This is a genomic window from Pseudomonas sp. PDM04, from assembly GCF_014851765.1.
GTDB lineage: Bacteria > Pseudomonadota > Gammaproteobacteria > Pseudomonadales > Pseudomonadaceae > Aquipseudomonas.
In genome coordinates, this window is sequence record NZ_JACVAI010000005.1 from 427,810 (window position 1) to 453,460 (window position 25,651).

Below are 25,651 nucleotides of genomic sequence, written 5' to 3' on the forward strand. Positions count from 1 at the left end.
ATACGGAGCGTCTTTTTAACTGTAAACCCCTGGCCTCAAAAAAACCTGAAAAATGTTACCGGCGGCATTCAAATCGGCTTTGTGGCGTCGATAAAGGGCTTTAGATGGGCTGTCGCAGCCCGAAATTTCCCGTTTCATTGCGCCTATGCCAAACTAACCCGCATATAGACAAGGTGAAAACTCTCTAATGGCCGATTGGCAGTCCCTCGATCCCGAGGCCGCTCGTGAAGCGGAAAAATATGAAAACCCTATTCCCAGCCGCGAACTGATCCTTCAGCACCTTGCTGATCGGGGTTCGCCTGCTAACCGCGAGCAGTTGGTCGAAGAGTTCGGTCTGACCACCGAAGATCAGATCGAGGCCCTGCGTCGCCGCCTTCGCGCCATGGAGCGCGATGCCCAACTCATTTATACCCGTCGTGGCACCTATGCGCCGGTGGACAAGCTCGACCTGATCCTGGGTCGCATCAGCGGTCACCGTGATGGCTTCGGCTTCCTGGTCCCGGACGACGGCAGTGACGATCTGTTCATGAGCCCGGCGCAAATGCGCCTGGTGTTCGATGGCGACCGCGCCCTGGCCCGCGTGTCCGGCCTGGATCGCCGCGGTCGTCGCGAAGGCATGATCGTCGAGGTGGTGTCCCGCGCTCACGAAACCATCGTGGGCCGTTACTTCGAAGAGGGCGGTATCGGCTTCGTGGTGGCGGACAATCCGAAAATCCAGCAGGAAGTGCTGGTGACTCCGGGTCGCAATGCCAACGCCGATATTGGCCAGTTCGTCGAAGTGAAGATCACTCACTGGCCGACGCCGCGCTTCCAGCCGCAAGGCGACGTGATTGAAGTCGTGGGCAACTACATGGCGCCGGGCATGGAAATCGATGTCGCCCTGCGCACCTACGATATTCCCCACGTCTGGCCTGATGCGGTACTCAAGGAAGCCGCCAAGCTCAAGCCGGAAGTCGAGGAGAAGGATAAGGAGAAGCGCATTGACCTGCGCCATCTGCCGTTCGTCACCATCGACGGCGAAGACGCCCGTGACTTCGACGATGCGGTCTACTGCGAAGCCCGTCCTGGCAAGCTGCGCCTGTTCTCCGGCGGTTGGAAGCTGTACGTGGCGATTGCCGACGTCTCCAGTTATGTGAAGCTCGGTTCGGCGCTGGACGCCGAAGCCCAGGTTCGCGGCAACTCGGTGTACTTCCCCGAGCGCGTGATCCCGATGCTGCCCGAGCAACTGTCCAACGGCCTGTGCTCGCTGAACCCGCTGGTCGATCGCCTGGCCATGGTCTGCGAGATGACCATCTCCAAATCCGGCGAAATGACCGATTACTGCTTCTACGAAGCGGTCATTCACTCCCACGCACGCCTGACCTACAACAAGGTCAGTGCGATGCTCGAGACGCCGAAAGCCACCGAAGCGCGCAAGCTGCGCGGCGAATACACCGACGTCGTCCCGCACCTCAAGCAACTGTATGCACTGTACAAGGTGCTGCTGGCGGCCCGTCATGTGCGCGGCGCGATCGATTTCGAAACGCAGGAAACCCGGATCATCTTCGGTTCCGAGCGCAAGATCGCCGAAATCCGCCCGACCGTGCGCAACGATGCACACAAGCTGATCGAGGAGTGCATGCTGGCGGCCAACGTGGCCACCGCCGAATTCCTGAAAAAACACGAAATTCCGGCGTTGTACCGCGTTCACGACGGCCCGCCGCCGGAACGCCTGGAAAAACTGCGCGCCTTCCTCGGTGAGCTGGGTCTGTCCCTGCACAAAGGCAAGGATGGCCCGTCGCCCAAGGATTACCAGGCGCTGCTGGCGAGCATCAAGGACCGTCCGGATTTCCATCTGATCCAGACGGTCATGCTGCGCTCGTTGAGCCAGGCGGTGTACACCTCCGATAACCAGGGCCACTTCGGCCTGAACTACGAGGCTTACACCCACTTCACTTCGCCGATCCGCCGCTACCCGGACCTGCTCACGCACCGGGCGATCCGCAGTGTGATCCACTCGAAGATGAACACCCCGCACGTGCGCCGTGCCGGTGCGATGACCATTCCGAAGGCGCGCATCTATCCGTACGACGAGGCGGCGCTGGAGCAGCTTGGCGAGCAATGCTCGATGAGCGAGCGGCGCGCCGACGAAGCGACCCGCGATGTGGTGAACTGGCTCAAGTGCGAGTTCATGAAAGACCGCGTGGGCGAGTCGTTCCCGGGCGTGATCACCGCCGTGACCGGTTTCGGCCTGTTCGTCGAGCTGACCGATATCTACGTCGAAGGCCTGGTCCACGTCACGGCGCTGCCGGGCGATTACTACCACTTCGATCCTGTGCACCACCGCCTCGCCGGTGAGCGTACCGGGCGCAGTTTCCGCCTCGGCGATACCGTTGAAGTGCGCGTGATGCGCGTCGACCTCGACGAGCGCAAGATCGATTTCGAGATGGCTGAAAAGACCATCAGCGCGCCGATCGGTCGCAAGAAACGCGGAGCTGAAACCACCACGCCGGTGCCATCTTCCGCGAAAACGGCTGAGCCGGCTGCGGCGAAAACCGGTCGCCGTACCGCCAAGGAAAAGCCTGTCGAAGCCTACCGCTCAAGCGATGCCGCGGCGAAAAACGCCGAAGTGCGCAAAAGCCGGGAGCTGAAGAAGGCGCTGCTGACCGAGGCGAAAAACGGCGGTAAAGCGCCTGCCGGTGGCAAGGCCGGGCGTTCCGCGCCTGACAAGGCGCCTGCCGGCAAGCCCAGCAAACACCGTAAAGGCCCGCCCAAAGCGGGTTCCGCTCCAGCTGCCAAAAGCACCGGGGCGCGTAAACCGAAGGCCAAGTCATGAGTCAGTTGGAAAAAATCTACGGCGTACATGCCGTAGAAGCCTTGCTGCGTCACCACCCCAAGCGCGTCAAGCAGATCTGGCTGGCGGAAGGCCGCAGTGAGCCGCGGTTGCAAAACCTGATCGCGCTCGCGGGTGAAAACCGTGTGCCGGTCGGCAATGCCGAGCGACGTGAGCTGGATGCCTGGGTCGAAGGCGTGCACCAGGGCGTGGTGGCCGAGGTGAGCCCGAGCCAGGTCTGGGGTGAAGCGATGCTCGACGAACTGCTCGATCGCACCGAGGGCGCGCCATTGCTGCTGGTGCTCGATGGCGTGACCGACCCGCACAACCTTGGCGCTTGCCTGCGTTCGGCCGATGCGGCCGGTGCGCTGGCGGTGATCGTGCCGAAGGACAAGTCGGCCACGCTGACCCCGACAGTGCGCAAGGTCGCCTGCGGCGCGGCGGAAGTGATTCCATTGGTCGCCGTGACCAACCTGGCTCGCAGCCTGGAAAAGCTCAAACAGCGCGGCCTGTGGGTCGTGGGCACGGCCGGTGAGGCGGAACAGAGTCTGTACCAGCAGGACATGACCGGCCCGACCATCCTGATCATGGGGGCGGAAGGCAGCGGCATGCGTCGCCTGACCCGTGACCTGTGCGATTACCTGGTGCACTTGCCGATGAGCGGCAGCGTCAGCAGCCTCAACGTTTCCGTGGCGACCGGCGTCTGCCTGTTCGAGGCGCAGCGCCAGCGTAGCGTCAAGGCGGCCGGATCCGCCAAGAAGTCGTAAGCCGGTAGTCATACCTGTGGGAGCGAGCCTGCTCGCGAAGGCGAAGTAACATTCAACATCAATGTTGAATGTTGGACCGCTTCGCGAGCAGGCTCGCTCCCACACTGTTTTTGTGTCCGGGAAAACATTGGTGATTGTTCAAATAATCACCAATTGCCTTGCACCTCTCCAGTCCCTTCTCTACAATTGCGCCCCTTGCTGTGACGGCAGGCACGCATGTGTCTCCCGCAAGCAAGTCCATAAGTGTCATTCACTCCTTGTCTGATCGCTTTTGAGCGGCAGGCTACAACCCGTAAGGAGCATTCATGCGTCATTACGAAATCATCTTTTTGGTCCACCCGGATCAAAGCGAGCAAGTCGGCGGCATGGTTGAGCGTTACACCAAGCTGATCGAAGAAGACGGCGGCAAAATCCACCGTCTGGAAGATTGGGGCCGTCGTCAACTGGCCTACGCAATCAACAATGTTCACAAGGCTCACTACGTGATGCTGAACGTTGAGTGCACTGGCAAGGCCCTGGCCGAGCTGGAAGACAACTTCCGTTACAACGATGCAGTGATCCGTAACCTGGTCATCCGTCGCGACGAAGCCGTTACCGGCCAGTCCGAGATGCTCAAGGCTGAAGAAAACCGCAGTGAGCGCCGTGAGCGTCGCGACCGTCCTGAGCACTCCGACGCCGAAGGCGTTGACGGTGATGACAGCGACAACAGCGATAACGCTGACGAGTAATCCACGGACCTTTTGAGGAGCCTATTACATGGCACGTTTCTTCCGTCGTCGTAAATTCTGCCGCTTCACCGCTGAAGACGTGAAGGAGATCGATTACAAAGATCTCAACACTCTGAAAGCCTACGTATCCGAGACCGGCAAAATCGTTCCAAGCCGCATCACCGGTACCAAAGCTCGTTATCAGCGTCAGCTGGCCACCGCTATCAAGCGCGCCCGCTTCCTGGCCCTGCTGGCCTACACCGACAGCCACGGCCGCTGAGACCGGGCAGTCGACACGTAGCAAAGGATTGAAAGCATGCGTGCCTTAGCTGAGTTCATCATGCGCGGCCGTATGCAGGCCACTCTCGTAGTGGCTGGATGTGCTGCATTGCCGTTGTTGTATTGGTTGGGTGCTGCCGCCGGATGCCTCGTGCTCCTGCGGCGCGGATTGCAGGACGCCCTGGGCGTTCTAGCTCTGGGACTGCTGCCGGCGTTGGTCTGGTGGCTTTATTCCGACGACCCACGGGCACTTCTGGTGCTGCTGGGGTCTTCGAGCCTTGCGTTGGTTTTGCGCGCAAGCGAATCCTGGATCCGCGTGCTGCTGGTCAGCATAGCGATGGGGGTGGTGTTTGCAGTGGTGCTGGGGACAGTTTTTGCTCCCCAAATCGAGATGCTGGCGCAGGCCTTGATAAAGGTCATGCCGTCGCTACTCGGTGATGTCTACCAGAAGTTGTCGGTGGATGAGCAAGCGCATTTTGCGTCCCTGATTGCACCGGTCCTGACCGGCCTGATTGCGGCCTTGTTGCAAATCGTCAGTGTGCTGAGCCTGCTTGTCGGGCGCTACTGGCAGGCGTTGTTGTACAACCCGGGTGGTTTTGGTCGCGAGTTTCGCACCATCCGGTTCCCGCTGGGGCTGGCGATGTTACTGCTGGCGTGCATGCTTCTGGGGCCGAACATCGGTCCGCAGATGGCCATGTTGACGCCGTTGTGCAGTGTACCGCTGGTGTTCGCCGGACTGGCCCTGATTCACGGGCTGGTGGCGCAAAAGCGACTGGCCAGGTTCTGGCTGGTGGGGTTGTACGTCACGTTGTTGCTGTTCATGCAGCTGATCTATCCGTTGCTGGTGGTCCTGGCCATCGTCGACAGCCTGATTGATTTTCGCGGTCGTCTGGCGCCGAAAGACGCCGATAACGCGAACGGTGAAGGTTAAAAGTTAAGAGGTTAATACCAAATGGAACTGATCCTGCTGGAAAAAATCGCCAACCTGGGCAACCTGGGCGACAAAGTAAAGGTTAAGGCCGGCTACGGTCGTAACTACCTGCTGCCTTTTGGCAAAGCCACCGCTGCGACCGCTGCCAACCTGGCTGCGTTCGAAGAGCGTCGCGCTGAGCTGGAAAAAGCTGCTGCAGACCGTAAGGCATCGGCTGAAAGCCGTGCTGCTCACCTGGCTGAGCTGGAAGTGACCATCACTGCCACTGCCGGTGACGAAGGCAAGCTGTTCGGTTCGATCGGCACCCACGACATCGCTGATGCACTGACCGCCTCTGGCGTTGAAGTGGCAAAAAGCGAAGTTCGTCTGCCGAACGGCACCATTCGCCAGGTTGGCGAATACGACGTAGCCGTGCACCTGCACGCCGAAGTCGAAGCGACCGTACGCGTTGTCGTGGTAGCCGCTTAAGCAACACCTGATCGGCTGGCGGCTTGTCCGTCAGACGGTTAACATCGGGCACGATCCTGTTTACAGGTCGTGCCCTTTGTCTTTCTGGGAACTCCCGTTTTCAATCCTGCTTTTCCGACAAAACCAAGTGACCATGAACGAAATCTCCGCTCCCGAGCAATACGATCTGCAAACCGCCGCGCTGAAGGTGCCGCCGCATTCCATCGAAGCCGAACAGGCTGTACTCGGTGGTCTGATGCTGGACAACAACGCCTGGGAGCGCGTGCTCGATCAAGTCTCCGACGGTGATTTCTATCGACATGACCACCGCCTGATTTTCCGCGCGATTGCCAAGCTGGCCGACCAGAACTCGCCAATCGACGTCGTGACCCTTGCCGAGCAACTGGACAAGGAAGGTCAGACGTCCCAGGTCGGCGGCCTCGGATACCTGGGTGAATTGGCGAAGAACACGCCGTCCGTCGCCAACATCAAGGCTTATGCGCAGATCGTTCGCCAGCGCGCGACCCTGCGTCAGCTGATCGGCATCAGCACCGAAATCGCCGACAGCGCCTTCAACCCGGAAGGTCGCACCGCCGAAGAGATTCTCGACGAAGCCGAACGGCAGATCTTCCAGATCGCCGAGGCCCGGCCGAAGACCGGCGGCCCGGTGGGTGTGAATGAGCTGCTGACCAAGGCGATCGATCGCATCGATACGCTGTTCAACACGGCCGACGCGATCACCGGCCTGTCCACCGGTTACACCGACCTCGATGAAAAGACCAGCGGTCTGCAACCGTCCGACCTGATCATCGTCGCCGGCCGTCCGTCCATGGGTAAAACCACCTTCGCGATGAACCTGGTGGAAAACGCAGTGCTGCGCAGCGACAAGGCCGTACTGGTTTACTCGCTGGAGATGCCAGGCGAATCGCTGATCATGCGTATGCTCTCGTCCCTGGGGCGTATCGATCAGACCAAGGTGCGTTCGGGCCAACTGGATGACGATGACTGGCCGCGCCTGACCTCGGCGGTCAACCTGCTCAATGATCGCAAGTTGTTCATCGACGACACCGCCGGCATCAGCCCCTCGGAAATGCGCGCCCGCACCCGACGCTTGGTGCGCGAGCACGGTGAAGTCGGTCTGATCATGATCGACTACCTGCAACTGATGCAGATTCCGGGCTCCAGCGGCGATAACCGGACCAACGAAATTTCCGAGATCTCCCGTTCCCTGAAGGCCCTGGCCAAGGAATTCAACTGCCCGGTGGTTGCGCTGTCCCAGCTCAACCGTTCCCTGGAGCAACGGCCGAACAAGCGTCCGGTGAACTCCGACTTGCGGGAATCCGGAGCGATCGAGCAGGACGCCGACGTGATCATGTTCGTGTACCGCGACGAGGTGTATCACCCGGAAACCGAGCACAAGGGCATTGCCGAGATCATCATCGGCAAGCAGCGGAACGGTCCGATCGGTTTTATCCGGCTGGCGTTCATCGGCAAATACACACGCTTCGAGAACCTGGCGCCAGGTAGCTACAACTTCGATGACGATGAGTAAGCTCTTCATCGCCTGACCCGGTCACGCAATTTCCGACCACAGTCGTCGGAATTGGTCAAAATTTGTGCTATATTCCGCGCCCGCGAAATTCCACGTAAGCCAAATCGGTCATCGTCATGCAAACAGCCAAGCCGTTATTTGACTATCCCAAGTACTGGGCCGAATGTTTCGGTCCAGCGCCATTCCTGCCAATGAGCAGGGAGGAGATGGATCAGCTTGGCTGGGATTCCTGCGACATCATCATCGTGACCGGCGATGCCTACGTTGACCATCCGTCGTTCGGCATGGCGATCATCGGCCGGCTGCTGGAGGCCCAGGGCTTCCGCGTCGGGATCATTGCCCAGCCGAACTGGCAGTCCAAAGACGACTTCATGAAGCTCGGCGAGCCGAACCTGTTTTTCGGCGTCGCGGCCGGCAACATGGACTCGATGATCAACCGCTACACCGCCGACAAGAAAATTCGCTCCGACGATGCCTACACGGCCGGCGGCCTGGCGGGCAAACGGCCCGACCGCGCGAGCCTGGTGTACAGCCAGCGCTGCAAGGAAGCCTACAACCACGTGCCGATCGTGCTCGGTGGCATCGAGGCCTCCCTGCGCCGCATCGCCCACTACGACTACTGGCAGGACCGGGTGCGCAACTCGATCCTGATCGACGCCTGCGCCGATATCCTGCTGTACGGCAACGCCGAGCGGGCGATTGTCGAAGTGGCCCAGCGACTGTCCTATGGCCACAAGATCGAAGACATCACCGACGTGCGCGGCACGGCGTTCATCCGTCGCGATACGCCCAAGGACTGGTACGAAGTCGACTCCACGCGCATCGACCGTCCGGGCAAGATCGACAAGATCATCAACCCGTACGTGAATACCCAGGACACCCAGGCCTGCGCCATCGAGCAGGAAAAAGGTGCGACCGGTTCAAGTGCAGAGGACCCGCAGGAAGCCAAGGTCGTGCAGATCCTGGCCAGTCCGAAGATGACCCGCGACAAGACCGTGATCCGTCTGCCGTCGGTGGAGAAAGTGCGTAACGATGCGGTGCTGTATGCCCACGCCAACCGCGTGCTTCACCTGGAAACCAACCCGGGTAACGCCCGTGCGCTGGTGCAGAAGCATGGCGAGGTCGATGTCTGGTTCAACCCGCCACCGATTCCGATGACCACTGAAGAAATGGACTACGTGTTCGGCATGCCCTATGCGCGCATTCCGCACCCGGCGTACGGCAAGGAGAAGATCCCGGCCTACGAGATGATCCGCTTCTCGGTGAACATCATGCGTGGCTGCTTCGGCGGCTGCACCTTCTGCTCGATCACCGAGCACGAAGGGCGGATCATCCAGAACCGCTCCGAAGAATCGATCATTCGCGAGATCGAAGAGATCCGCGACAAGGTGCCGGGTTTCACCGGGGTCATTTCCGACCTTGGCGGCCCGACCGCGAACATGTACCGCATTGCCTGCAAGAGCCCGGAAATCGAATCCGCCTGCCGCAAGCCGTCGTGCGTGTTCCCCGGCATCTGCCCGAACCTGAACACCGACCACTCGTCGCTGATCCAGCTCTACCGCAGTGCCCGTGCCTTGCCGGGCGTGAAGAAGATCCTGATCGCTTCCGGCCTGCGCTACGACCTCGCGGTCGAGTCGCCGGAGTACGTCAAGGAGCTGGTGACCCATCACGTCGGTGGTTACCTGAAGATCGCCCCGGAACACACCGAAGAAGGGCCGCTCAACCAGATGATGAAACCGGGCATCGGCAGCTATGACCGGTTCAAGCGTATGTTCGAGAAGTACTCCAAGGAAGCGGGGAAAGAGCAGTACCTGATTCCTTACTTCATTGCCGCGCACCCGGGCACCACGGACGAAGACATGATGAACCTGGCCCTGTGGCTCAAGGGCAACGGTTTCCGTGCCGACCAGGTGCAGGCGTTCTACCCGTCGCCGATGGCCAGCGCCACCGCGATGTACCATTCGGGCAAGAACCCGCTGCGCAAGGTGACGTACAAGAGCGAGGCGGTGACCATCGTCAAGAGTGAGGAGCAGCGTCGCCTGCACAAGGCGTTCTTGCGCTATCACGACCCCAAGGGCTGGCCGATGCTGCGCGAAGCGCTGCTGCGCATGGGCCGCGGCGACCTGATCGGACCGGGCAAGCACCAGTTGATCCCGCTGCACCAGCCGTCGACCGACAGCTACCAGAGCGCCCGTCGGAAAAACTCGACACCCGCTGGCAGCCACAAAGTGGCCGGTGAGAAGACCACCAAGATCCTGACCCAGCACAACGGTCTGCCACCTCGCGCCAGTGACGGCGGCAATCCGTGGGACAAGCGTGAGCAGGCCAAGGCCGCAGCGTTCGCACGCAACCAGCAGGCGGCCAAGGAGCGCAAGGAAGCGGCCAAGGGCGGCAAGGGCCAGAAGCCGACGCGCAAGCCGGTCGTGCCGCGCTGAGGCCTTGATGGAATGAACGGAACGCCAACCTTCGGGTTGGCGTTTTGCGTTGTGGCGGGCACTGATACTGGCTTGGGCCTATCGGCCTCATCGCGAGCTGGCTCGCTCGCACCCTGGAATGGAGTCCTTTCGTGGGAGCGATCCTGCTCGCGCTGAGGCCGTTCCCACCAACAAGTTTGCAACGGCCCGCCACAAATACGTGCAACCGATTCCCGATGATTTCCCGCATCGCCCGATTTTGGTGCTGTACTGCCTCCAGTAAAGGGAGAAAGCGCCAATGCCCTCGGGTGGCATAAGTCTTGCGCGCTTTCGAATAGGCTCAAGGCTCGCAGGAGGCACGCCGTGTCGATTCATGTCGCATTGCACCACGTCACGCATTACCGCTACGACCGCGCCGTCGAACTCGGCCCGCAGATCGTTCGCCTGCGTCCGGCTGCCCACAGTCGCACGCGGATTTTGTCCTATGCGTTGAAAGTCTCTCCCGAGCAGCACTTCATCAACTGGCAGCAGGACCCCCAGGGCAATTACCTCGCCCGCCTGGTGTTTCCCGAGAAAACCACCGAACTGCGGATCGAGGTCGACCTGCTGGCGGAAATGGCGGTGTTCAACCCGTTCGACTTTTTTCTCGAGCCCTACGCGGAAAAGATCCCGTTTGCCTACGCCGCAGACGAACGCAAGGAGCTGGCGCCGTACCTGGAAACGCTGCCCCTGACACCGAAGTTCAAAGCCTATCTGGACGGCATCGACCGTACACCGCTGCCGAGCGTGGATTTCCTCGTCGCGCTCAATCAGCGCCTGAGCGAGGACATTGGCTACCTGATCCGCATGGAGCCGGGCGTGCAGACGCCCGAATACACCCTCGAACACGCGAGCGGTTCCTGTCGCGACTCGGCGTGGCTGCTGGTGCAACTGTTGCGCAACCTGGGGCTGGCGGCCCGTTTTGTCTCCGGCTACCTGATTCAACTGACGGCCGACGTCAAAAGCCTGGACGGTCCGTCGGGCACCGACGTGGATTTCACCGACCTGCATGCCTGGTGCGAAGTCTACTTGCCCGGTGCCGGCTGGATCGGCCTGGACGCGACCTCCGGGCTGTTTGCCGGTGAAGGGCACATCCCGTTGGCTTGCAGCCCCGATCCGGGCTCTGCGGCACCGATCAGTGGCCTGGTGGAGCCCTGTGAGTGCGAGTTCACCCATGAAATGTCCGTGGAGCGGATCTGGGAAGCGCCGCGCGTCACCAAGCCCTACACCGATGAACAGTGGCTGGCGATCCAGGCGCTGGGCCGGCAGATCGACGCCGACCTGCTGGAAGGCGACGTGCGCCTGACCATGGGCGGCGAGCCGACGTTCGTGTCCATCGACGACCCGGACGGTGCCGAATGGAACACCGCCGCGCTCGGGCCGGACAAGCGACGCCTGTCTGCCGAACTGTTCCAGCGCCTGCGCAAGCGCTATGCGCCCAACGGGCTGGTGCATTTCGGCCAGGGCAAGTGGTACCCCGGCGAGCAGCTGCCGCGCTGGTCGCTGAATGCGTACTGGCGGCGCGACGGTGTGCCGATCTGGCACAACAGCGCGCTGATCGCCGATGAGCAGCAGGACTATGGCGCCGATGGCGAACTGGCGGGGCGTTTCCTGGCGAGCGTGGCGGAACGTCTGAAAATTCCGGCACGTTTTGTGTTTCCAGCCTACGAGGACAATTTCTATTACCTGTGGCGCGAGGGCGCTTTACCGCAAAACGTCAGCGCCGAAGATTCGCGACTGGACGATCCGCTGGAGCGAGCGCGCCTGCGTAAAGTGTTCAGCCAGGGCCTGGACAAGGTGATCGGCCAGGTGCTGCCTCTGGCGCGCACCGCCAAGGGTGATCAGTGGCAGAGCGGGCGCTGGTACCTGCGCGACGAGCATTGCCGGCTGGTGCCGGGAGACTCGCCGCTGGGTTATCGCCTGCCGCTCGGTTCGCAACCCTGGGTGAAGGCGGCCGAGTATCCGTTCATTCATCCACAGGACCCGAATCAGGATTTCCCGTCGCTGCCGGACACCGAGCAACTGCAACGCCAGAGTATGGCGGCTGTCGAGCAGGACCGGGCGCCGCAGGTCGATGAGTCCGCGGACTGGCTGACGCGCACCGCGCTCTGTGCCGAGGCGCGAGAGGGGCGGTTGTACCTGTTCATGCCGCCACTGGAGCGGGTCGAGGATTATCTGCAACTGGTCGCCGCCATCGAGGCCACGGCGCAGGAGCTGCATTGTCCGGTGTTGCTGGAGGGTTATGAACCGCCAGGCGATCCGCGCCTGGGCAACTTTCGCATCACCCCCGACCCCGGGGTGATCGAAGTCAACGTGCAGCCCTCCGCCACCTGGGACGAACTGGTCGAGCGCACCGAGTTTCTCTATGAGCAGGCGCGGCAGACACGGCTGACTACCGAAAAATTCATGATCGATGGGCGGCACACTGGCACCGGTGGCGGTAACCATTTCGTACTGGGCGGAGCGACTCCGGCTGACTCACCGTTTCTGCGCCGCCCTGACCTGCTGCGTAGCCTGATCAGTTACTGGCATAACCACCCATCGCTTTCCTACCTGTTTTCCGGTTTGTTCATCGGTCCGACCTCTCAGGCGCCACGCGTCGATGAAGCGCGCAACGATGCGCTGTACGAGCTGGAAATCGCCTTTGCACAGATGCCCGCTCGCGGCGAAGAGTGCCCGCCGTGGCGGGTCGACCGGCTGTTGCGCAATCTGCTGATCGACGTGACCGGCAATACCCACCGGGCCGAGTTCTGTATCGACAAGCTGTATTCCCCGGATGGCGCGACCGGGCGCCTGGGCCTGCTGGAGTTGCGCGCGTTCGAGATGCCGCCCCATGCGCGCATGAGCCTGGTCCAGCAATTGCTGTTGCGGGCTTTGGTCGCGCGGTTCTGGCGCGAGCCGTATGCGCCGCCGAAACTGGCGCGCTGGGGCACCGAACTGCATGACCGGTTCCTGTTGCCGCACTTCATCGAGCAGGATTTCGCCGACGTGATCGTCGACCTCAATGCGGCAGGTTATCCGCTGCGGGCCGAGTGGTTTGCCGCGCATCTGGAGTTCCGCTTTCCCAAGGTCGGCGACTACGCCGTGAGCGGCATCGAACTGGAACTGCGGCAGGCGCTGGAACCCTGGCATGTGCTGGGCGAGGAGGGCGCCGCTGGCGGCACGGTGCGTTATGTGGATTCGTCGCTGGAGCGCCTGCAGGTCAAGCTCAGCGGCCTGCCCCCGCAACGCTACCTGCTGACGTGCAACGGCGTGCCGGTGCCCTTGCAGCCCACCGGGCGAACCGGCGAATTCGTGGCGGGCGTGCGGTTCCGGGCCTGGCAGCCGGCCAATTGCCTGCAACCGACGATCCCGGTCCATGCGCCGCTGGTGTTCGATCTGCTCGATACCTGGATGCAGCGCTCACTGGGTGGCTGTCAGTATCACGTTGCCCATCCGGGAGGGCGCAACTACGAGACCCTGCCGGTGAACGCCAATGAAGCCGAGAGTCGGCGGATGGCGCGGTTTTTCCGCATTGGACACCGCCCTGGAAAACTGCCCATACCGACGCTGGACATTAACGACGAGCTGCCGATGACGCTCGATTTACGACGTTTCTGAACCGTACGCGACGCTCGGATTTTTCGTCTATCCGGGCGTCACACGCCTGCGTTAGTCTGACCGTTCCCCGCTGTCTGCCGAGCTTTCCATGCCTGACCTGCTAGACCGCTACCCGCTCACGGCGGGTTCCTACCACGAACTGCTCGACGCGAGCGGCGGCGTCCGTGCGCACTGGCGTCGACTGCTCGATCAGTTGCAACGCAGCACGCCCGCGCAGCTGGTGCAGCGCCAAGCCTTGCTGACACGACAGATCCAGGAAAACGGCGTGACCTACAACGTCTACGCCGACCCCAAGGGAGCGGATCGGCCCTGGGAGCTGGACCTGTTGCCGCATGTGATCGCTGCCGACGAGTGGGAACAATTATCGGCGGGCATTGCCCAGCGGGCGCGTCTGTTGAACGCCGTGCTGGCCGACCTGTACGGCCCGCAACGTTTGATCGCCGAGGGCCTGCTGCCTGCCGAACTGGTGTTCGGCCATAACAATTTCCTCTGGCCCTGTCAGGGCATCACGCCACCGGACGGGGCCTTTTTGCACCTGTACGCCGTGGACCTGGCGCGAACGCCGGACGGTCGCTGGTGGGTGACGGCGGATCGCACCCAGGCGCCGTCCGGTGCCGGATACGCCCTGGAAAATCGCACGATCGTGTCCCGGGCCTTCCCGGAGCTGTACCGCGATCTGAAGGTGCAGCACCTGGCCGGATTCTTTCGAACGCTTCAGGAAACCCTGGCCCGTCAGGCGCCCAGCAGCGACGAGGCACCCTTGGTGGTGTTGCTGACGCCGGGGCGTTTCAACGAAAGCTATTTCGAGCACCTGTATCTGGCGCGGCAGCTGGGTTACCCCCTGGTGGAGGGTGGCGACCTCACGGTGCGCGATGCCACCGTCTACCTGAAAACCCTGAGCGGCCTGCGCCGGGTTCACGCCATCATGCGCCGGCTCGACGACGACTTCTGTGACCCGCTGGAGCTGCGCACCGATTCGGCCCTTGGCGTGCCGGGCCTGCTCGAAGCCGTGCGGCAGGGCCGTGTGCTGGTGGCCAACGCGCTGGGCAGCGGTGTGCTGGAGTCGCCGGGGCTGCTGGGCTTTCTGCCCCGAATCAATCAGTTCCTGTTTGGCGAAGAACTGATCCTGCCCTCCATCGCCACCTGGTGGTGCGGCGAAGCGCCGGTGTTGGCCCAGGCGCTGGAAAAACTGCCGCAATTGCTGATAAGGCCGGCGTTTCCCTCCCAGAGCTTCGCCCCGGTGCTGGGACGGGATTTGAGCGAAGAGCAGCGCCGGGCGCTCGCCGAACGCATGCAGGCGCGACCTTACGCCTACGTGGCGCAAGAGCTGGCACAATTGTCCCAGGCGCCGGTGTGGCAGGCCGAGAATGGCCAGTTGCAGCCCCGGGCCATCGGCATGCGCGTTTATGCGGTGGCCAGCGCTAACGGTTATCGGGTACTGCCCGGTGGCTTGACCCGCGTGGCCGCCGAAGCGGATGCCGAAGTGGTGTCGATGCAACGCGGCGGCGCGAGCAAGGACACCTGGGTGCTGGGCGACCGGCCGCCCAGCGGCGAGCAGTGGAAAGCCCAGCGCAGCATCGGCGTGCACGACCTGGTGCGACGCGATCCATATTTGCCGTCGCGGGTCGTGGAGAACCTTTTCTGGTTCGGTCGTTACTGCGAGCGCTGCGATGACAGCGCCCGGCTATTGCGGATCATGCTGGCGCGCTACGTCGACGGTGACGACCCGCAAGCTCTGCTGGCGGCGGTCGATCTGGGCGAGCGACTGATGCTGCTGCCCGATGAAGGCACCTTGCCGGAGCGCTTGCTGGCGGCGTTGCTCGGCAATGACTGGCCATTCAGCCTGCGCGCCAATCTGCAGCGTTTGCAGTGGGCGGCGTCGCAGGTGCGTGGCAAGCTTTCCCGGGAAAACTGGCAGGCGCTGGTGGAGTTGCAGCGTGAAGCGATGGAGCTGGAAACCGCAGAGCCGGACTTCGGCGAGTTGCTGGATTTTCTCAACCGCCTGGTGATGTCGCTGGCGGCGTTGTCCGGTTTCGCCCTCGACGACATGACGCGCGACGAAGGCTGGCGATTCCTGATGATCGGAAGGCGCATCGAGCGCCTGCAGTTTCTCAGCGCCAGTCTGGCGGCGTTCCTGCGCGGCAGTGGGGGGTTCGATCAGGCAGGGCTCGAGTGGTTGCTGGAGCTGGGAAACAGCAGCATCACCTACCGTTCGCGCTACCTGGCGGTGGCGCAATTGATCCCGGTACTCGACCTGTTGCTGCTCGACGAACAGAACCCGCACGCGGTGCTGTTCCAGCTGAAGCTGGTGACCCGCAGCCTCAAACGCCTGAACGACGATTTCGCCGCGCCGCGCGAAGCGGTGCTGCCGCTGTTGGTGGAGCGCCTGGCGCGTTTCGACCTGGGTTGCCTGGAGAATCCGCTGTTCGGCGAAACCAGTGTGCGGGCCGCAGTCGACGGCCTGGCTGACCTGTTGCAAGAGATCGCAGACGCCAGCGGACTGGTGTCGGATCGCCTGGCGCTGCGCCACTTCGCCCACGTCGACGATGTCAGCCAGCGTACGGTGTCCGTCTGATGAGCGCCCGTTACCAGATTTTCCACGACACTCATTATCACTACGACAGCCCGGTGTCCCTCGCCCAGCAGTTGGCGCATCTGTGGCCGCGACCGTGTGCGTGGCAGCGCTGCACCGAGCAGCAACTGCAGATCAGCCCCGAGCCGACTTCGCGCCGGGACGAGTTGGACGTGTTCGGCAATCCGCTCGCGCGCCTGGCGTTCGAGCGGCCCCATGATGAATTGCAGGTCAATGCCCGGCTCACCGTTGAAGTGCTGGCCAGGCCTGTGCTGGATTTCACCCGGTCCCCGGCCTGGGAGGACACCCGCGATGCGCTGACCTACAGCGGCCAGCCACTGACTGCCGAGCGACTGGATGCGTGTCGATATCGATTCCAGTCGCCCTATGTGCACCTCAAGCGCAATTTCGTCGACTTCTCGCAAAGCTGTTTCCCGGCTGGTCGACCGCTGTTGCTGGGTGTCCAGGCGTTGATGGAGAAGATTTTCGGCGAGTTCACCTTCGATGCCGAAGCCACCCAGGTGGCGACGCCCCTGGTGGAAGTGCTGGAACGCCGGCGCGGGGTGTGCCAGGACTTCGCCCACCTGATGCTCGCGTGCGTACGCTCACGGGGGCTGGCGGCGAGGTACGTCAGCGGCTACCTGTTGACCCAGCCACCGCCGGGGCAGCCGCGCCTGATCGGCGCCGATGCCTCGCATGCCTGGGTTTCGGTGTATTGCCCGGTGCTGGGATGGGTGGATTTCGACCCGACCAACAATGTGCAGCCGGCGCTGGAACACATCACCCTGGCCTGGGGCCGGGACTTTTCCGATGTGTCGCCGTTGCGAGGGGTGATTCTGGGAGGCGGCAATCACGACCCGGAGGTTCGCGTCACCGTGATGCCATTGGACTGACAGCAGCCCTTTCGCCCTGCGTGGGAGCGAGCCTGCTCGCGATGGACGTGAAGGTGACGCGGGGAATCAGATGCCCGGACGCCTTCACATACTTTGCGAACGTGCTCGCTCCTGCAACGTTCAGAGCGGCTGCAGGCTCAGGCGTCGGGCGCCTGGTCCTTCGGAGTTTCAGCATCACTTTCTGCAGCCGCGTCACCGTCTGTTTCCGGGTTCAGTGCGGCGGCTTCTTCTTCAGCCATCGCTTTCTTGCGCTGAAGTTTTTCCTCTTTCTTCTGCTCCTTGGCCAGGTCTCTCTGACGTTTGGCGAAGGAATAATTAGGTTTGGCCATGGGCGATCCTTTGGGGTCGAAGGTGAGGTGAACGGCGCATATTCTGCCCGGTATCGGCACCGAAGGGTTAGTCGGGCGTTTGCTCGGTCCACTTTGGTGTCACTGTCGGCTGCCAGGCGTTCAGGGCGTCGAGCAGCGTTTGCGGCGATTCGCTGACTTGCAGCATGTCACGGTGTGCTCCGCGAACGAAGCCTTCGCCGACGATGTGATCAAGGAAACCGGTCAATTTGCTGTAGAAACCGTTCACTTCCAGCAAACCCAGGGGTTTGCCGTGGTAACCGAGCTGGCCCCAGGTCCAGACTTCGAACAGTTCTTCCAGGGTGCCCAGGCCGCCGGGCAGGGCGATGAACGCGTCGCTGAGCTCGGCCATCCGGGCCTTGCGCGCGTGCATGCCATCGACCACTTCCAGGCGAGTCAGGCCGCTGTGGCCGATTTCCTTGTCTTTCAGGCTTTGGGGAATGATTCCGATCACTTCACCGCCGGCCGCCAGTGCGGCGTCGGCCACGATCCCCATCAGGCCCACGGCGCCACCGCCGTACACCAGGGTCAACTGGCGCTGCGCCAAGGTGCGCCCGAGGGCGACGGCAGCTTCACGATAGGCCGGATGGGAGCCGGTGCTGGCGCCACAAAATACACAAACGGATGCTAATGACATGCCTTGCTCCAGGATCAGGGTGACCACAGGGTAAAGGCAGTGACGCGACGCTCCAAGGTCTAAACGTCGCGCCGGGACGTTTCACAGGTACCACTGGCGCCGCAGGCATAGGCGGCGAGCAAGCTGCACAAAAAGCTGTTGATGAACATGACAGGCATTCCTGATGAAGGGTAATGGCCTAATGATAGGGCTGCCTCGGACGTCTGACTGGTAGATTGTTTCGATGGGGGTCATAGCGCTAAAGTTGTATACAGTTTATGACCCAGGTCATAGGAACTTGCCGGATTTTCAGGCAGTCTTCTGTCCATTCGAAATGTCGTTAACCATGCCTTGGAGATTCACCATGTTTGCCAAACTTGTTGCGGTATCCCTGTTGACGCTGGCCAGCAGCCAATTGATGGCTGCCGAGTGCAAGACCACCATCGACTCCACTGACCAAATGTCCTTCAGCACCAAGGCCATTGAGATCGACAAAAGCTGCAAGACCTTCACCGTTGAGCTGACCCACTCCGGCAGCCTGCCGAAAAACGTGATGGGCCATAACTGGGTGCTGAGCAAGGAAGCGGACATGCAGCCGATCGCCACCGATGGCCTGGGCGCCGGGATTGACAAGAACTACCTGAAAGACGGCGACACCCGCATCATCGCCCACACCAAGATCATCGGCGCCAAGGAAACCGACTCGGTGACCTTCGACGTATCGAAACTGGACGCGGCCGAGAAATACGGCTTCTTCTGCTCGTTCCCGGGCCACATCTCGATGATGAAAGGCACGGTGACCCTGAAGTAATCGACGCCCGGGCCGCTGGGCGTCTAGTTCAAGGCCTCTATTGAAAGGGGGTCTTGCAGGTCGATTGAGAATCCGATCGAACGGGTTCTCAATCGCTGCTCTTCCTCATCCAGAAAATGCTTCTGACGGGTGTCGGCCGGTTGCGTGCCGTCGCTCCGTGCGCCCGAGGGTCTGCAATGCAGCATTTGCGACGCCTCCGGAGTTTCCTCCGCTTGCCAGGCGCAGCTCGTCGCGCCCTTCAATGAAAAAAAGTCCGGCAGTAGCCTGTCTTGCGATCCGGCTGACTGTGGTTGGGCGAAGGCCTGCTGCTGGCTGACGATCATCAGCAACACAATGGCTGCTTTGCGAATGGCAAATAATCGAGATCTCATGGGGGCGTTCCGGCGAGGGGCGGTGCCCGAATGTGCATCGCCGCTTGCGTCGCCTCAATGGGTATCCATTGCTTTCAGAAACGCCTTACATCGTTCTCAGTTTTGCCTGACCTTACTTCATCAATAAGTGAGCAACACAGGCCCCTGTGGGAGCGAGCCTGCTCGCGATGGCGTCAGCTCAGGCGCCAACAATCACGGCGCGAACGGCATCACGCGCTTGTGATGGGTCTTGCGGTAGGTGTCGCAGATGATCCTGAACGCCTCTTCACGCACCGGCTCGCCGTGCAGGAACGCATCGATCTCGGCGTAGGTCACGCCGTGGGAGGCCTCGTCCGGCTTGCCCGGCGCCAGGTCTTCAAGGTCCGCCGTGGGGATTTTTTCCACCAGCGACTCCGGCGCGCCGAAGCTGCGGGCGATGGCCCGGACCTGGTTTTTCACCAGACCGCTCAACGGTGCGAGGTCACAGGCGCCGTCACCGAACTTGGTGAAGAACCCCATGACGGCCTCGGCGGCGTGGTCGGTGCCGATCACCAGGCCGTGGGCCGCGCCGGCGATGGTGTATTGGGCGACCATGCGCATCCGCGCCTTGGTATTGCCCAGGACGAAATCCACCGAGACCGCCGCTTTGCCTTCGAAGGCCGCCACTTCACTGGCCAGGGATTTGACCGCCGGGCCGATGTTCACGGTGTGACGCTCGTCCGGAGCGATGAAGTCCACCGATGCCTGGGCGTCGTGCTCATCGAACTGGGTTTCGTACGGCAGGCGCACGGCGATGAACCGGTAGCGTTCATCCCCGGTGCTGGCGCGCAGTTCACGCATGGCGCGCTGGGCCAGCAGGCCGGCGGTCAGGGAATCGACACCGCCGCTGATGCCGAGCACCAGGGTCTTGAGCCCGGAGTTGACCAGGCAATCCTGAATGAAACCGATGCGCCGGGCGACCTCTGCCTCAAGGGCGGCCTGGTCGGCAAATGGCGGTTGAACCTTGAGCTGCTCAGCAATCTCACGCTGTACGGCTTGCATGAATTCACTCCTTGCTTGGTGTGCTGGAAAGGGCGGCAGGGACTTTGAACACGTGTCGCAAATAGGCGACGAAATTCGGGTCTTTGCAGTGGGTCTTGCCGGGCTCGTCGGAGATCTTCGCCACCGGTTGGCCATTGCAGGCGGCCATTTTAAGCACGATGCTCATCGGTTCAACACCCGGGATATCGCACGTCAGGTGGGTGCCGATGCCGAAGCTGACATTGATCCGACCGCGCAGGGCACGAAATATTTCGAGCGACTTGGGCAGTGTCAGGCTGTCGGAGAACGTCAGGGTCTTGCTCATCGGGTCGATGCCGAGCTTTTGATAGTGGGCGATCGCCTTCTCCGCCCAGATCACCGGGTCCCCGGAGTCATGGCGCAGACCGTCGAAGAGCTTGGCGAAGTACAGGTCGAAGTCGTTGAGGAAGGCATCCATGGTGATGCAATCGGTCAGGGCGATGCCCAGCAGGCCGCGGTACTCGCGAACCCAGCAATCGAGGGCGGCGCTCTGGCTGTCGATCAGTCGTGGGCCGAGTTGCTGGTGCGCCATGATCCATTCGTGAGCCATGGTGCCCAGTGGCTTCATGTCCAGTTCCCGGGACAGATGCACGTTGCTGGTGCCGACGAATCGCCCGGGGAAATCGTGCTTGAGCACGTTCACCACTTCTTCCTGCACCCGGTATGAAAAGCGCCGGCGGGTGCCAAAGTCGGCAACCTGCAGCTCGGACAGTTCATCGCTGCCGGCGTTGGCCTCCAGCCAGTCGAACTTGCGATAAAGCTGCTCGCGGGCCTGTTCCAGCACGACATCGCGGTAGCGATAGCGGTTGCGCACTTCGCTGACGATGGACAGCAGCGGCACTTCGAACAGAATCACGTGCAACCACGGGCCGCGCAGCCGGATAAACAGCTCGTCGTTTTCGATCCCGGTGTGGACGTAGCGCAGGTTGAAGCGGAACAGCCCGAGAAAGCGCAGGAAATCCGGCTTCATGAAACTGATGCGTTCCATGAACCCCAACTGGTCGGCACTCAGGCTCAACTCGGCCAGGCGTTCGATCTGGAAGCGGATTTCCGCCAGGTAAGGGCGCAGGTCTTCACTGTTGCGGCAACGAAACTCCCATTCGACTTCCACGTTCGGGTAGTTGTGCAGCACCGCCTGCATCATCGTCAGTTTGTAGAAGTCGGTGTCGAGCAGGTTCTGCACGATGCGATCGGCAAATACGCTCTCGCTCATAACGGGGTTCTCCACATTGAATACGCATAGTGGCGCATATCGGTGGCGGCAATTACCAGCAATTTCTCAGGTGGCTGCGATCCTTGTGGGAGCGGGCTTGCTCGCGAAAGCGGTATGTCAGTGGACATCAATGTTGGATGACATATCGCTTTCGCGAGCAAGCCCGCTCCCACAGGGATTGAGCAAGCCTCAAGTTATGGGGCTGTCGATCTGCTCCAGCATCCACTGCACGAAATCCCGCACCTTGGGCACTTCCGCCGAATGCTCCGGGTACGCCAGGTAATAGGCGTCAGAACTGGGCATCGCATGCTGCCAGGGAATGACCAGTTTGCCGTCGGCCAATTCCTCTTCCACCAGAAACCGTGGCAACAGTGCCACGCCGCAGCCGACCTGGGCGGCGCGGATGCACATGTAGAAGGTTTCGAAGCGCGGACCGTGGTAGCTGTGTTCGGTGTGGTAGCCCTGGCTGTCGAACCAGTCGTGCCACGCCTGGGGCCGGGAGGCGTTTTGCAGCAGGACCAGTTCCGTGAGCTGGGTGGGGTCGGTGAAGGGTTTGGTCGGCAGACTGGCCGGCGAGCACACCGGCACCAGCTCTTCGCCGAACAGTTTCAGGCATTCGCTGCGCGGCCGTGAGCCCTGGCCGAAATAGAACGCCAGGTCGCTGCGGCCTTGCAGCAGGTCATCGGCTTCCTGTTCGCTGCACAGGTCCAGGTGGATCGACGGGTGCCGCAAGCGCCAGCCTTTCAGGCGGGGCACCAGCCAGCGGGCGCCGAAGGTCGGTGGGGTCGAGACGCGCAGGACCTCGGTTTCGCCGCCGTAGGAACGCAGGTAATGCGTCGACATTTCGACCTGGGTGAGGATTTTTCGGACCTCTACCAGGTACAGATCACCGGCCGGGGTCATTTGCAGACGCCGGCGTACCCGGCGGAACAGCAGGTGTTGCAACAACTCTTCCAGTTGTGCGACCTGTTTGCTGACCGCGCTCTGGGTCAGGTTCAGCTCTTCGGCGGCCCGTGTGAAGCTCAAATGCCGGGTCACAGCCTCGAAACACTGGAGGGCGGTGATCGACGGCAGGTAGCGTTTATTCAGCATGGCGTGTCCTATTTCCGGATTCTTTCTGACCAGCAATTCGCAGCATGAATAAACGGAATGATATCTCTCTTAAAGGTCGTTTGTTGGGTAACCTTCGGCGAGCTAAAACTACAGGCCTGATCAGTCGAGAAATTCCGGCTGCACGTTTCCTGTTTTTTGCTTGAGGAGTGACCCATGGTTGCCGCATTGCTTGATCGTCTTGGTGTAAACCCGGCCCTGTACCAGAACGGCAAAGTGCCGGTGCATTCGCCGATCGATGGCAGCCGGATCGGCGCCGTGAACTGGGAGGGCGCCGCTGAGGTCGAGCAGCACATCAGTCGTGCAGATCATGCGTTCGAACTGTGGCGCAAGGTTCCGGCCCCACGCCGTGGCGAGCTGGTGCGGCAATTTGGCGAGGTCCTGCGCGAGTACAAGGCCGACCTGGGCGAGCTGGTGTCGTGGGAAGCCGGCAAGATCACCCAGGAAGGCCTGGGCGAAGTTCAGGAAATGATCGACATCTGCGATTTCGCCGTCGGCCTGTCCCGCCAGTTGTACGGTCTGACCATCGCTTCCGAGCGTCCTGGCCACCACATGCGCGAAACCTGGCACCCGCTGGGCGTCGTCGGCGTGATCAGCGCATTCAACTTCCCGGTGGCGGTCTGGGCCTGGAACACCACGCTGGCGCTGGTCTGCGGCAACCCGGTGATCTGGAAGCCGTCGGAGAAAACCCCGCTGACCGCCCTGGCCTGCCAGGCACTGTTCGAGCGCGTGCTGAAAAACTTCAGCGACGCTCCGCCACACCTCAGCCAGGTCATCATCGGTGGCCGCGACGCCGGCGAAGCCCTGGTCGACGATCCGCGCGTGGCGCTGGTCAGCGCCACCGGCAGCACGCGCATGGGGCGTGAAGTGGCGCCGAAGATCGCCGCACGCTTTGCCCGCAGCATCCTGGAACTGGGCGGCAACAACGCCATGATCCTCGGCCCGAGCGCCGACCTGGACATGGCCGTTCGCGCGATTCTGTTCAGCGCCGTCGGCACCGCCGGCCAGCGTTGCACCACCCTGCGTCGCCTGATCGCCCACGAATCGGTGAAGGAAGAAATCGTCACCCGTCTGAAAGCCGCCTATGCCAAAGTGCGCATCGGCAATCCACTGGAAGGCAACCTGATCGGTCCGCTGATCGACAAGCACAGCTTCGACAACATGCAGGACGCGCTGGAACAGGCGTTGAGCGAAGGCGGCCGCGTTTTCGGCGGCAAGCGCCAGCTCGAAGACCAGTACCCGAACGCTTACTACGTTTCGCCGGCGATCGTTGAAATGCCGGAACAGAGCGATGTGGTCCGCCACGAGACCTTCGCGCCAATCCTGTATGTGATCGGCTACAACGACTTCGACGAAGCCCTGCACCTGAACAACGCCGTGCCACAAGGCCTGTCCTCGTGCATCTTCACCACCGACGTGCGTGAAGCCGAGAAATTCATGTCGGCGGTGGGCAGCGACTGCGGCATCGCCAACGTCAACATCGGCCCTAGCGGCGCGGAAATCGGCGGTGCGTTTGGTGGCGAGAAAGAAACCGGCGGTGGTCGCGAATCCGGCTCCGACGCCTGGCGCGCCTACATGCGCCGTCAGACCAACACCGTGAACTACTCGCTGGAATTGCCGTTGGCGCAGGGCATCACGTTCGACTGAATCTCGAACCCGAGTGATATCCCCTGTGGGAGCGAGTCTGCTCGCGATAGCGATCTGTCAGTCACCTCTTTTTTGAATGTGACGACGCTATCGCGAGCAGGCTCGCTCCCACATTCAATAATGAACACGTGTTTTTGTTGGGTTTCTGTTGGAGTCTGGCAATGCCTTTACGCGAAGAATGCCTGTGGGAAAAACTGACGCCGCAAAGGCCTGACCAGGCGGCGCTCAAGGGCGACGTCACGGTTGATGTGTGCGTCATCGGTGCCGGCTTCACCGGCCTGTCGGCGGCGGTGCATCTGCTGGAGCAAGGCAAGACGGTCTGTGTGCTGGAAGCCCATCGGGCCGGCCATGGTGGTTCGGGGCGCAATGTCGGGCTGGTGAACGCCGGCATGTGGATTCCACCGGACGAGATCGAAGCCGGTTTTGGCGAAGCGGTCGGCAGTCAGCTCAATCGCATGCTGGGCGCGGCACCCGCGCTGGTGTTCAGCCTGGTGGACAAATACAACATCGATTGCCAGTTACGCCGTGAAGGTACGCTGCACATGGCGCACAACGCCCGTGGCGAAGCGGATCTGCGCAGTCGGGAGCGACAGTGGAAACGTCGCGGCGCCCCGGTCGAACTGTTGACCGGCCAGGCGTGCGAGCAAGCCACCGGGACGAAAAAGATCGCCGCCGCGCTGCTTGACCGGCGTGCTGGCACGATCAATCCGATGGCCTACACCACCGGTCTGGCCAAGGCGGCCGTGGGCCTTGGCGGTCAGTTGTTCGATCATTCACCCGTCACGCACCTGGAACGTCAGGGCCAACGCTGGTCGGTGCAGACGGCGCAGGGTTCGGTGCTTGCCGAGCAGGTGGTCATCGCGTCCAACGCCTACACCGAAGGCGACTGGACGCAGTTGCGGCGCAATTTTTTCCCCGGTTATTACTATCAGGTGGCCTCCGTGCCGCTCACTGACGAGGCTGCGCAGCGCATTCTGCCGGGTGGCCAGGGCTCCTGGGACACCCGCCAGGTGCTCAGCAGCATTCGTCGGGACAAGGACGGTCGGTTGTTGCTCGGCAGCCTGGGCAATGGCAATCAGAAACCGACCTGGTTCCTCAAGGCCTGGGCCGATCGGGTCCAGCAGCACTACTTCCCCTACCTCAAGCCGGTGGAGTGGGAATGCACCTGGACCGGTCGCATCGCCTTTACTCCCGATCACCTGATGCGCCTGTTCGAACCGGCGCCTGGGCTGGTGGCCGTCACCGGTTACAACGGGCGCGGTGTGACCACGGGCACGGTGGTCGGCAAGGCCTTCGCCGACTACCTGTGTAACGGAAATCCTCAGGCGTTGCCGATTCCTTTCGCGCCCATGCAGCCGGTGGCCGGGGTGGGTTTGCGCAGCTGTCTGTATGAGGCCGGATTTTCGCTGTATCACGCGGGCCAGTGCCTGCGCATCGTGATCTGAATGCTGAAATTCCCGGCGCTTTTCGGTGTAGCGACTAGCC

At 61.9% G+C, this 25,651-nt stretch carries 20 protein-coding genes; 14 read left to right on the top strand and 6 right to left on the bottom strand.

Features of this window, described 5'->3' with window-relative positions; genetic code table 11:
* The first annotated feature begins 187 nt into the window (after positions 1–187).
* The 11 genes from rnr to IB249_RS21540 all read left to right on the top strand — a co-directional run bounded on the left by rnr (position 188) and on the right by IB249_RS21540 (position 17,013).
* Positions 188–2,815, top strand: coding sequence for a ribonuclease R (rnr, locus tag IB249_RS21490; RefSeq protein WP_192307716.1), 2,628 nt, complete (start codon positions 188–190; stop codon positions 2,813–2,815).
* Complete coding sequence (gene rlmB / locus IB249_RS21495; RefSeq protein WP_192307717.1) at positions 2,812–3,579, top strand: 23S rRNA (guanosine(2251)-2'-O)-methyltransferase RlmB; 768 nt, start codon at positions 2,812–2,814, stop codon at positions 3,577–3,579. The genes rnr and rlmB overlap by 4 nt, the downstream gene beginning before the upstream one ends.
* Before the next feature lie 305 nt (positions 3,580–3,884).
* Positions 3,885–4,307 (top strand): 30S ribosomal protein S6, encoded by a 423-nt coding sequence (gene rpsF, locus IB249_RS29935; RefSeq protein WP_037015709.1) that lies wholly within the window; start codon positions 3,885–3,887, stop codon positions 4,305–4,307.
* Between the two features lie 28 nt (positions 4,308–4,335).
* Positions 4,336–4,566, top strand: coding sequence for a 30S ribosomal protein S18 (gene rpsR, locus IB249_RS21505; RefSeq protein WP_002551829.1), 231 nt, complete (start codon positions 4,336–4,338; stop codon positions 4,564–4,566).
* A 36-nt stretch (positions 4,567–4,602) separates the two neighbouring features.
* Positions 4,603–5,496: a hypothetical protein gene (locus tag IB249_RS21510; protein ID WP_192307718.1), complete on the top strand. Its 894-nt coding sequence runs from the start codon at positions 4,603–4,605 to the stop codon at positions 5,494–5,496.
* A gap of 21 nt (positions 5,497–5,517) precedes the next feature.
* Complete coding sequence (gene rplI, locus IB249_RS21515; RefSeq protein WP_175375463.1) at positions 5,518–5,964, top strand: 50S ribosomal protein L9; 447 nt, start codon at positions 5,518–5,520, stop codon at positions 5,962–5,964.
* A gap of 133 nt (positions 5,965–6,097) precedes the next feature.
* Positions 6,098–7,495 carry a replicative DNA helicase gene (gene dnaB, locus IB249_RS21520; protein ID WP_192307719.1) on the top strand — a complete coding sequence of 466 codons (1,398 nt, stop codon included), beginning with the start codon at positions 6,098–6,100 and terminating at the stop codon, positions 7,493–7,495.
* A 116-nt stretch (positions 7,496–7,611) separates the two neighbouring features.
* Positions 7,612–9,930, top strand: coding sequence for a YgiQ family radical SAM protein (locus IB249_RS21525; protein WP_192307720.1), 2,319 nt, complete (start codon positions 7,612–7,614; stop codon positions 9,928–9,930).
* Positions 9,931–10,272: 342 nt separating this feature from the next.
* On the top strand, positions 10,273–13,548 hold the full coding sequence (locus IB249_RS21530; protein WP_192307721.1) for a DUF2126 domain-containing protein: 3,276 nt from the start codon (positions 10,273–10,275) through the stop codon (positions 13,546–13,548).
* A gap of 88 nt (positions 13,549–13,636) precedes the next feature.
* Positions 13,637–16,123: a circularly permuted type 2 ATP-grasp protein gene (locus IB249_RS21535; RefSeq protein WP_192307722.1), complete on the top strand. Its 2,487-nt coding sequence runs from the start codon at positions 13,637–13,639 to the stop codon at positions 16,121–16,123.
* Complete coding sequence (locus tag IB249_RS21540; protein WP_192307723.1) at positions 16,123–17,013, top strand: transglutaminase family protein; 891 nt, start codon at positions 16,123–16,125, stop codon at positions 17,011–17,013. Before IB249_RS21535 ends, IB249_RS21540 begins: the two co-directional genes overlap by 1 nt.
* A gap of 137 nt (positions 17,014–17,150) precedes the next feature.
* On the opposite strand, the gene IB249_RS21545 is transcribed toward IB249_RS21540, so the two are convergent.
* Positions 17,151–17,342, bottom strand: coding sequence for a hypothetical protein (locus IB249_RS21545; RefSeq protein WP_192307724.1), 192 nt, complete (start codon positions 17,340–17,342; stop codon positions 17,151–17,153).
* A gap of 67 nt (positions 17,343–17,409) precedes the next feature.
* Positions 17,410–17,997, bottom strand: a complete 588-nt coding sequence (locus tag IB249_RS21550; protein WP_192307725.1) for a TIGR00730 family Rossman fold protein — start codon at positions 17,995–17,997, stop codon at positions 17,410–17,412.
* A 343-nt stretch (positions 17,998–18,340) separates the two neighbouring features.
* Between IB249_RS21550 and azu the strand changes: the two genes are divergently transcribed.
* Complete coding sequence (gene azu / locus IB249_RS21555) at positions 18,341–18,787, top strand: azurin (protein WP_192307726.1); 447 nt, start codon at positions 18,341–18,343, stop codon at positions 18,785–18,787.
* Between the two features lie 23 nt (positions 18,788–18,810).
* Here the strand turns inward: azu and IB249_RS21560 are convergent, their stop codons facing one another.
* The 4 genes from IB249_RS21560 to IB249_RS21575 form a co-directional block, all read right to left on the bottom strand.
* Positions 18,811–19,158 carry a hypothetical protein gene (locus tag IB249_RS21560; protein WP_192307727.1) on the bottom strand — a complete coding sequence of 116 codons (348 nt, stop codon included), beginning with the start codon at positions 19,156–19,158 and terminating at the stop codon, positions 18,811–18,813.
* A gap of 192 nt (positions 19,159–19,350) precedes the next feature.
* Entirely contained in the window at positions 19,351–20,178 is an 828-nt protein-coding gene (gene nadE / locus IB249_RS21565; protein ID WP_192307728.1) for an ammonia-dependent NAD(+) synthetase, read from the bottom strand.
* A gap of 4 nt (positions 20,179–20,182) precedes the next feature.
* Positions 20,183–21,409 carry a nicotinate phosphoribosyltransferase gene (gene pncB, locus IB249_RS21570; RefSeq protein WP_192307729.1) on the bottom strand — a complete coding sequence of 409 codons (1,227 nt, stop codon included), beginning with the start codon at positions 21,407–21,409 and terminating at the stop codon, positions 20,183–20,185.
* 189 nt (positions 21,410–21,598) lie between these two features.
* The gene (locus IB249_RS21575; protein WP_192307730.1) at positions 21,599–22,501 is read right to left on the bottom strand and encodes a LysR family transcriptional regulator; all 903 of its coding nucleotides are present in this window, start codon (positions 22,499–22,501) and stop codon (positions 21,599–21,601) included.
* A 174-nt stretch (positions 22,502–22,675) separates the two neighbouring features.
* Here IB249_RS21575 and IB249_RS21580 point away from each other — a divergent pair, with 174 nt between their 5' ends.
* Complete coding sequence (locus IB249_RS21580; protein ID WP_192307731.1) at positions 22,676–24,166, top strand: aldehyde dehydrogenase family protein; 1,491 nt, start codon at positions 22,676–22,678, stop codon at positions 24,164–24,166.
* 161 nt (positions 24,167–24,327) lie between these two features.
* The gene (locus IB249_RS21585; protein WP_192307732.1) at positions 24,328–25,611 is read left to right on the top strand and encodes an NAD(P)/FAD-dependent oxidoreductase; all 1,284 of its coding nucleotides are present in this window, start codon (positions 24,328–24,330) and stop codon (positions 25,609–25,611) included.
* The last annotated feature ends 40 nt before the right edge of the window (positions 25,612–25,651 follow it).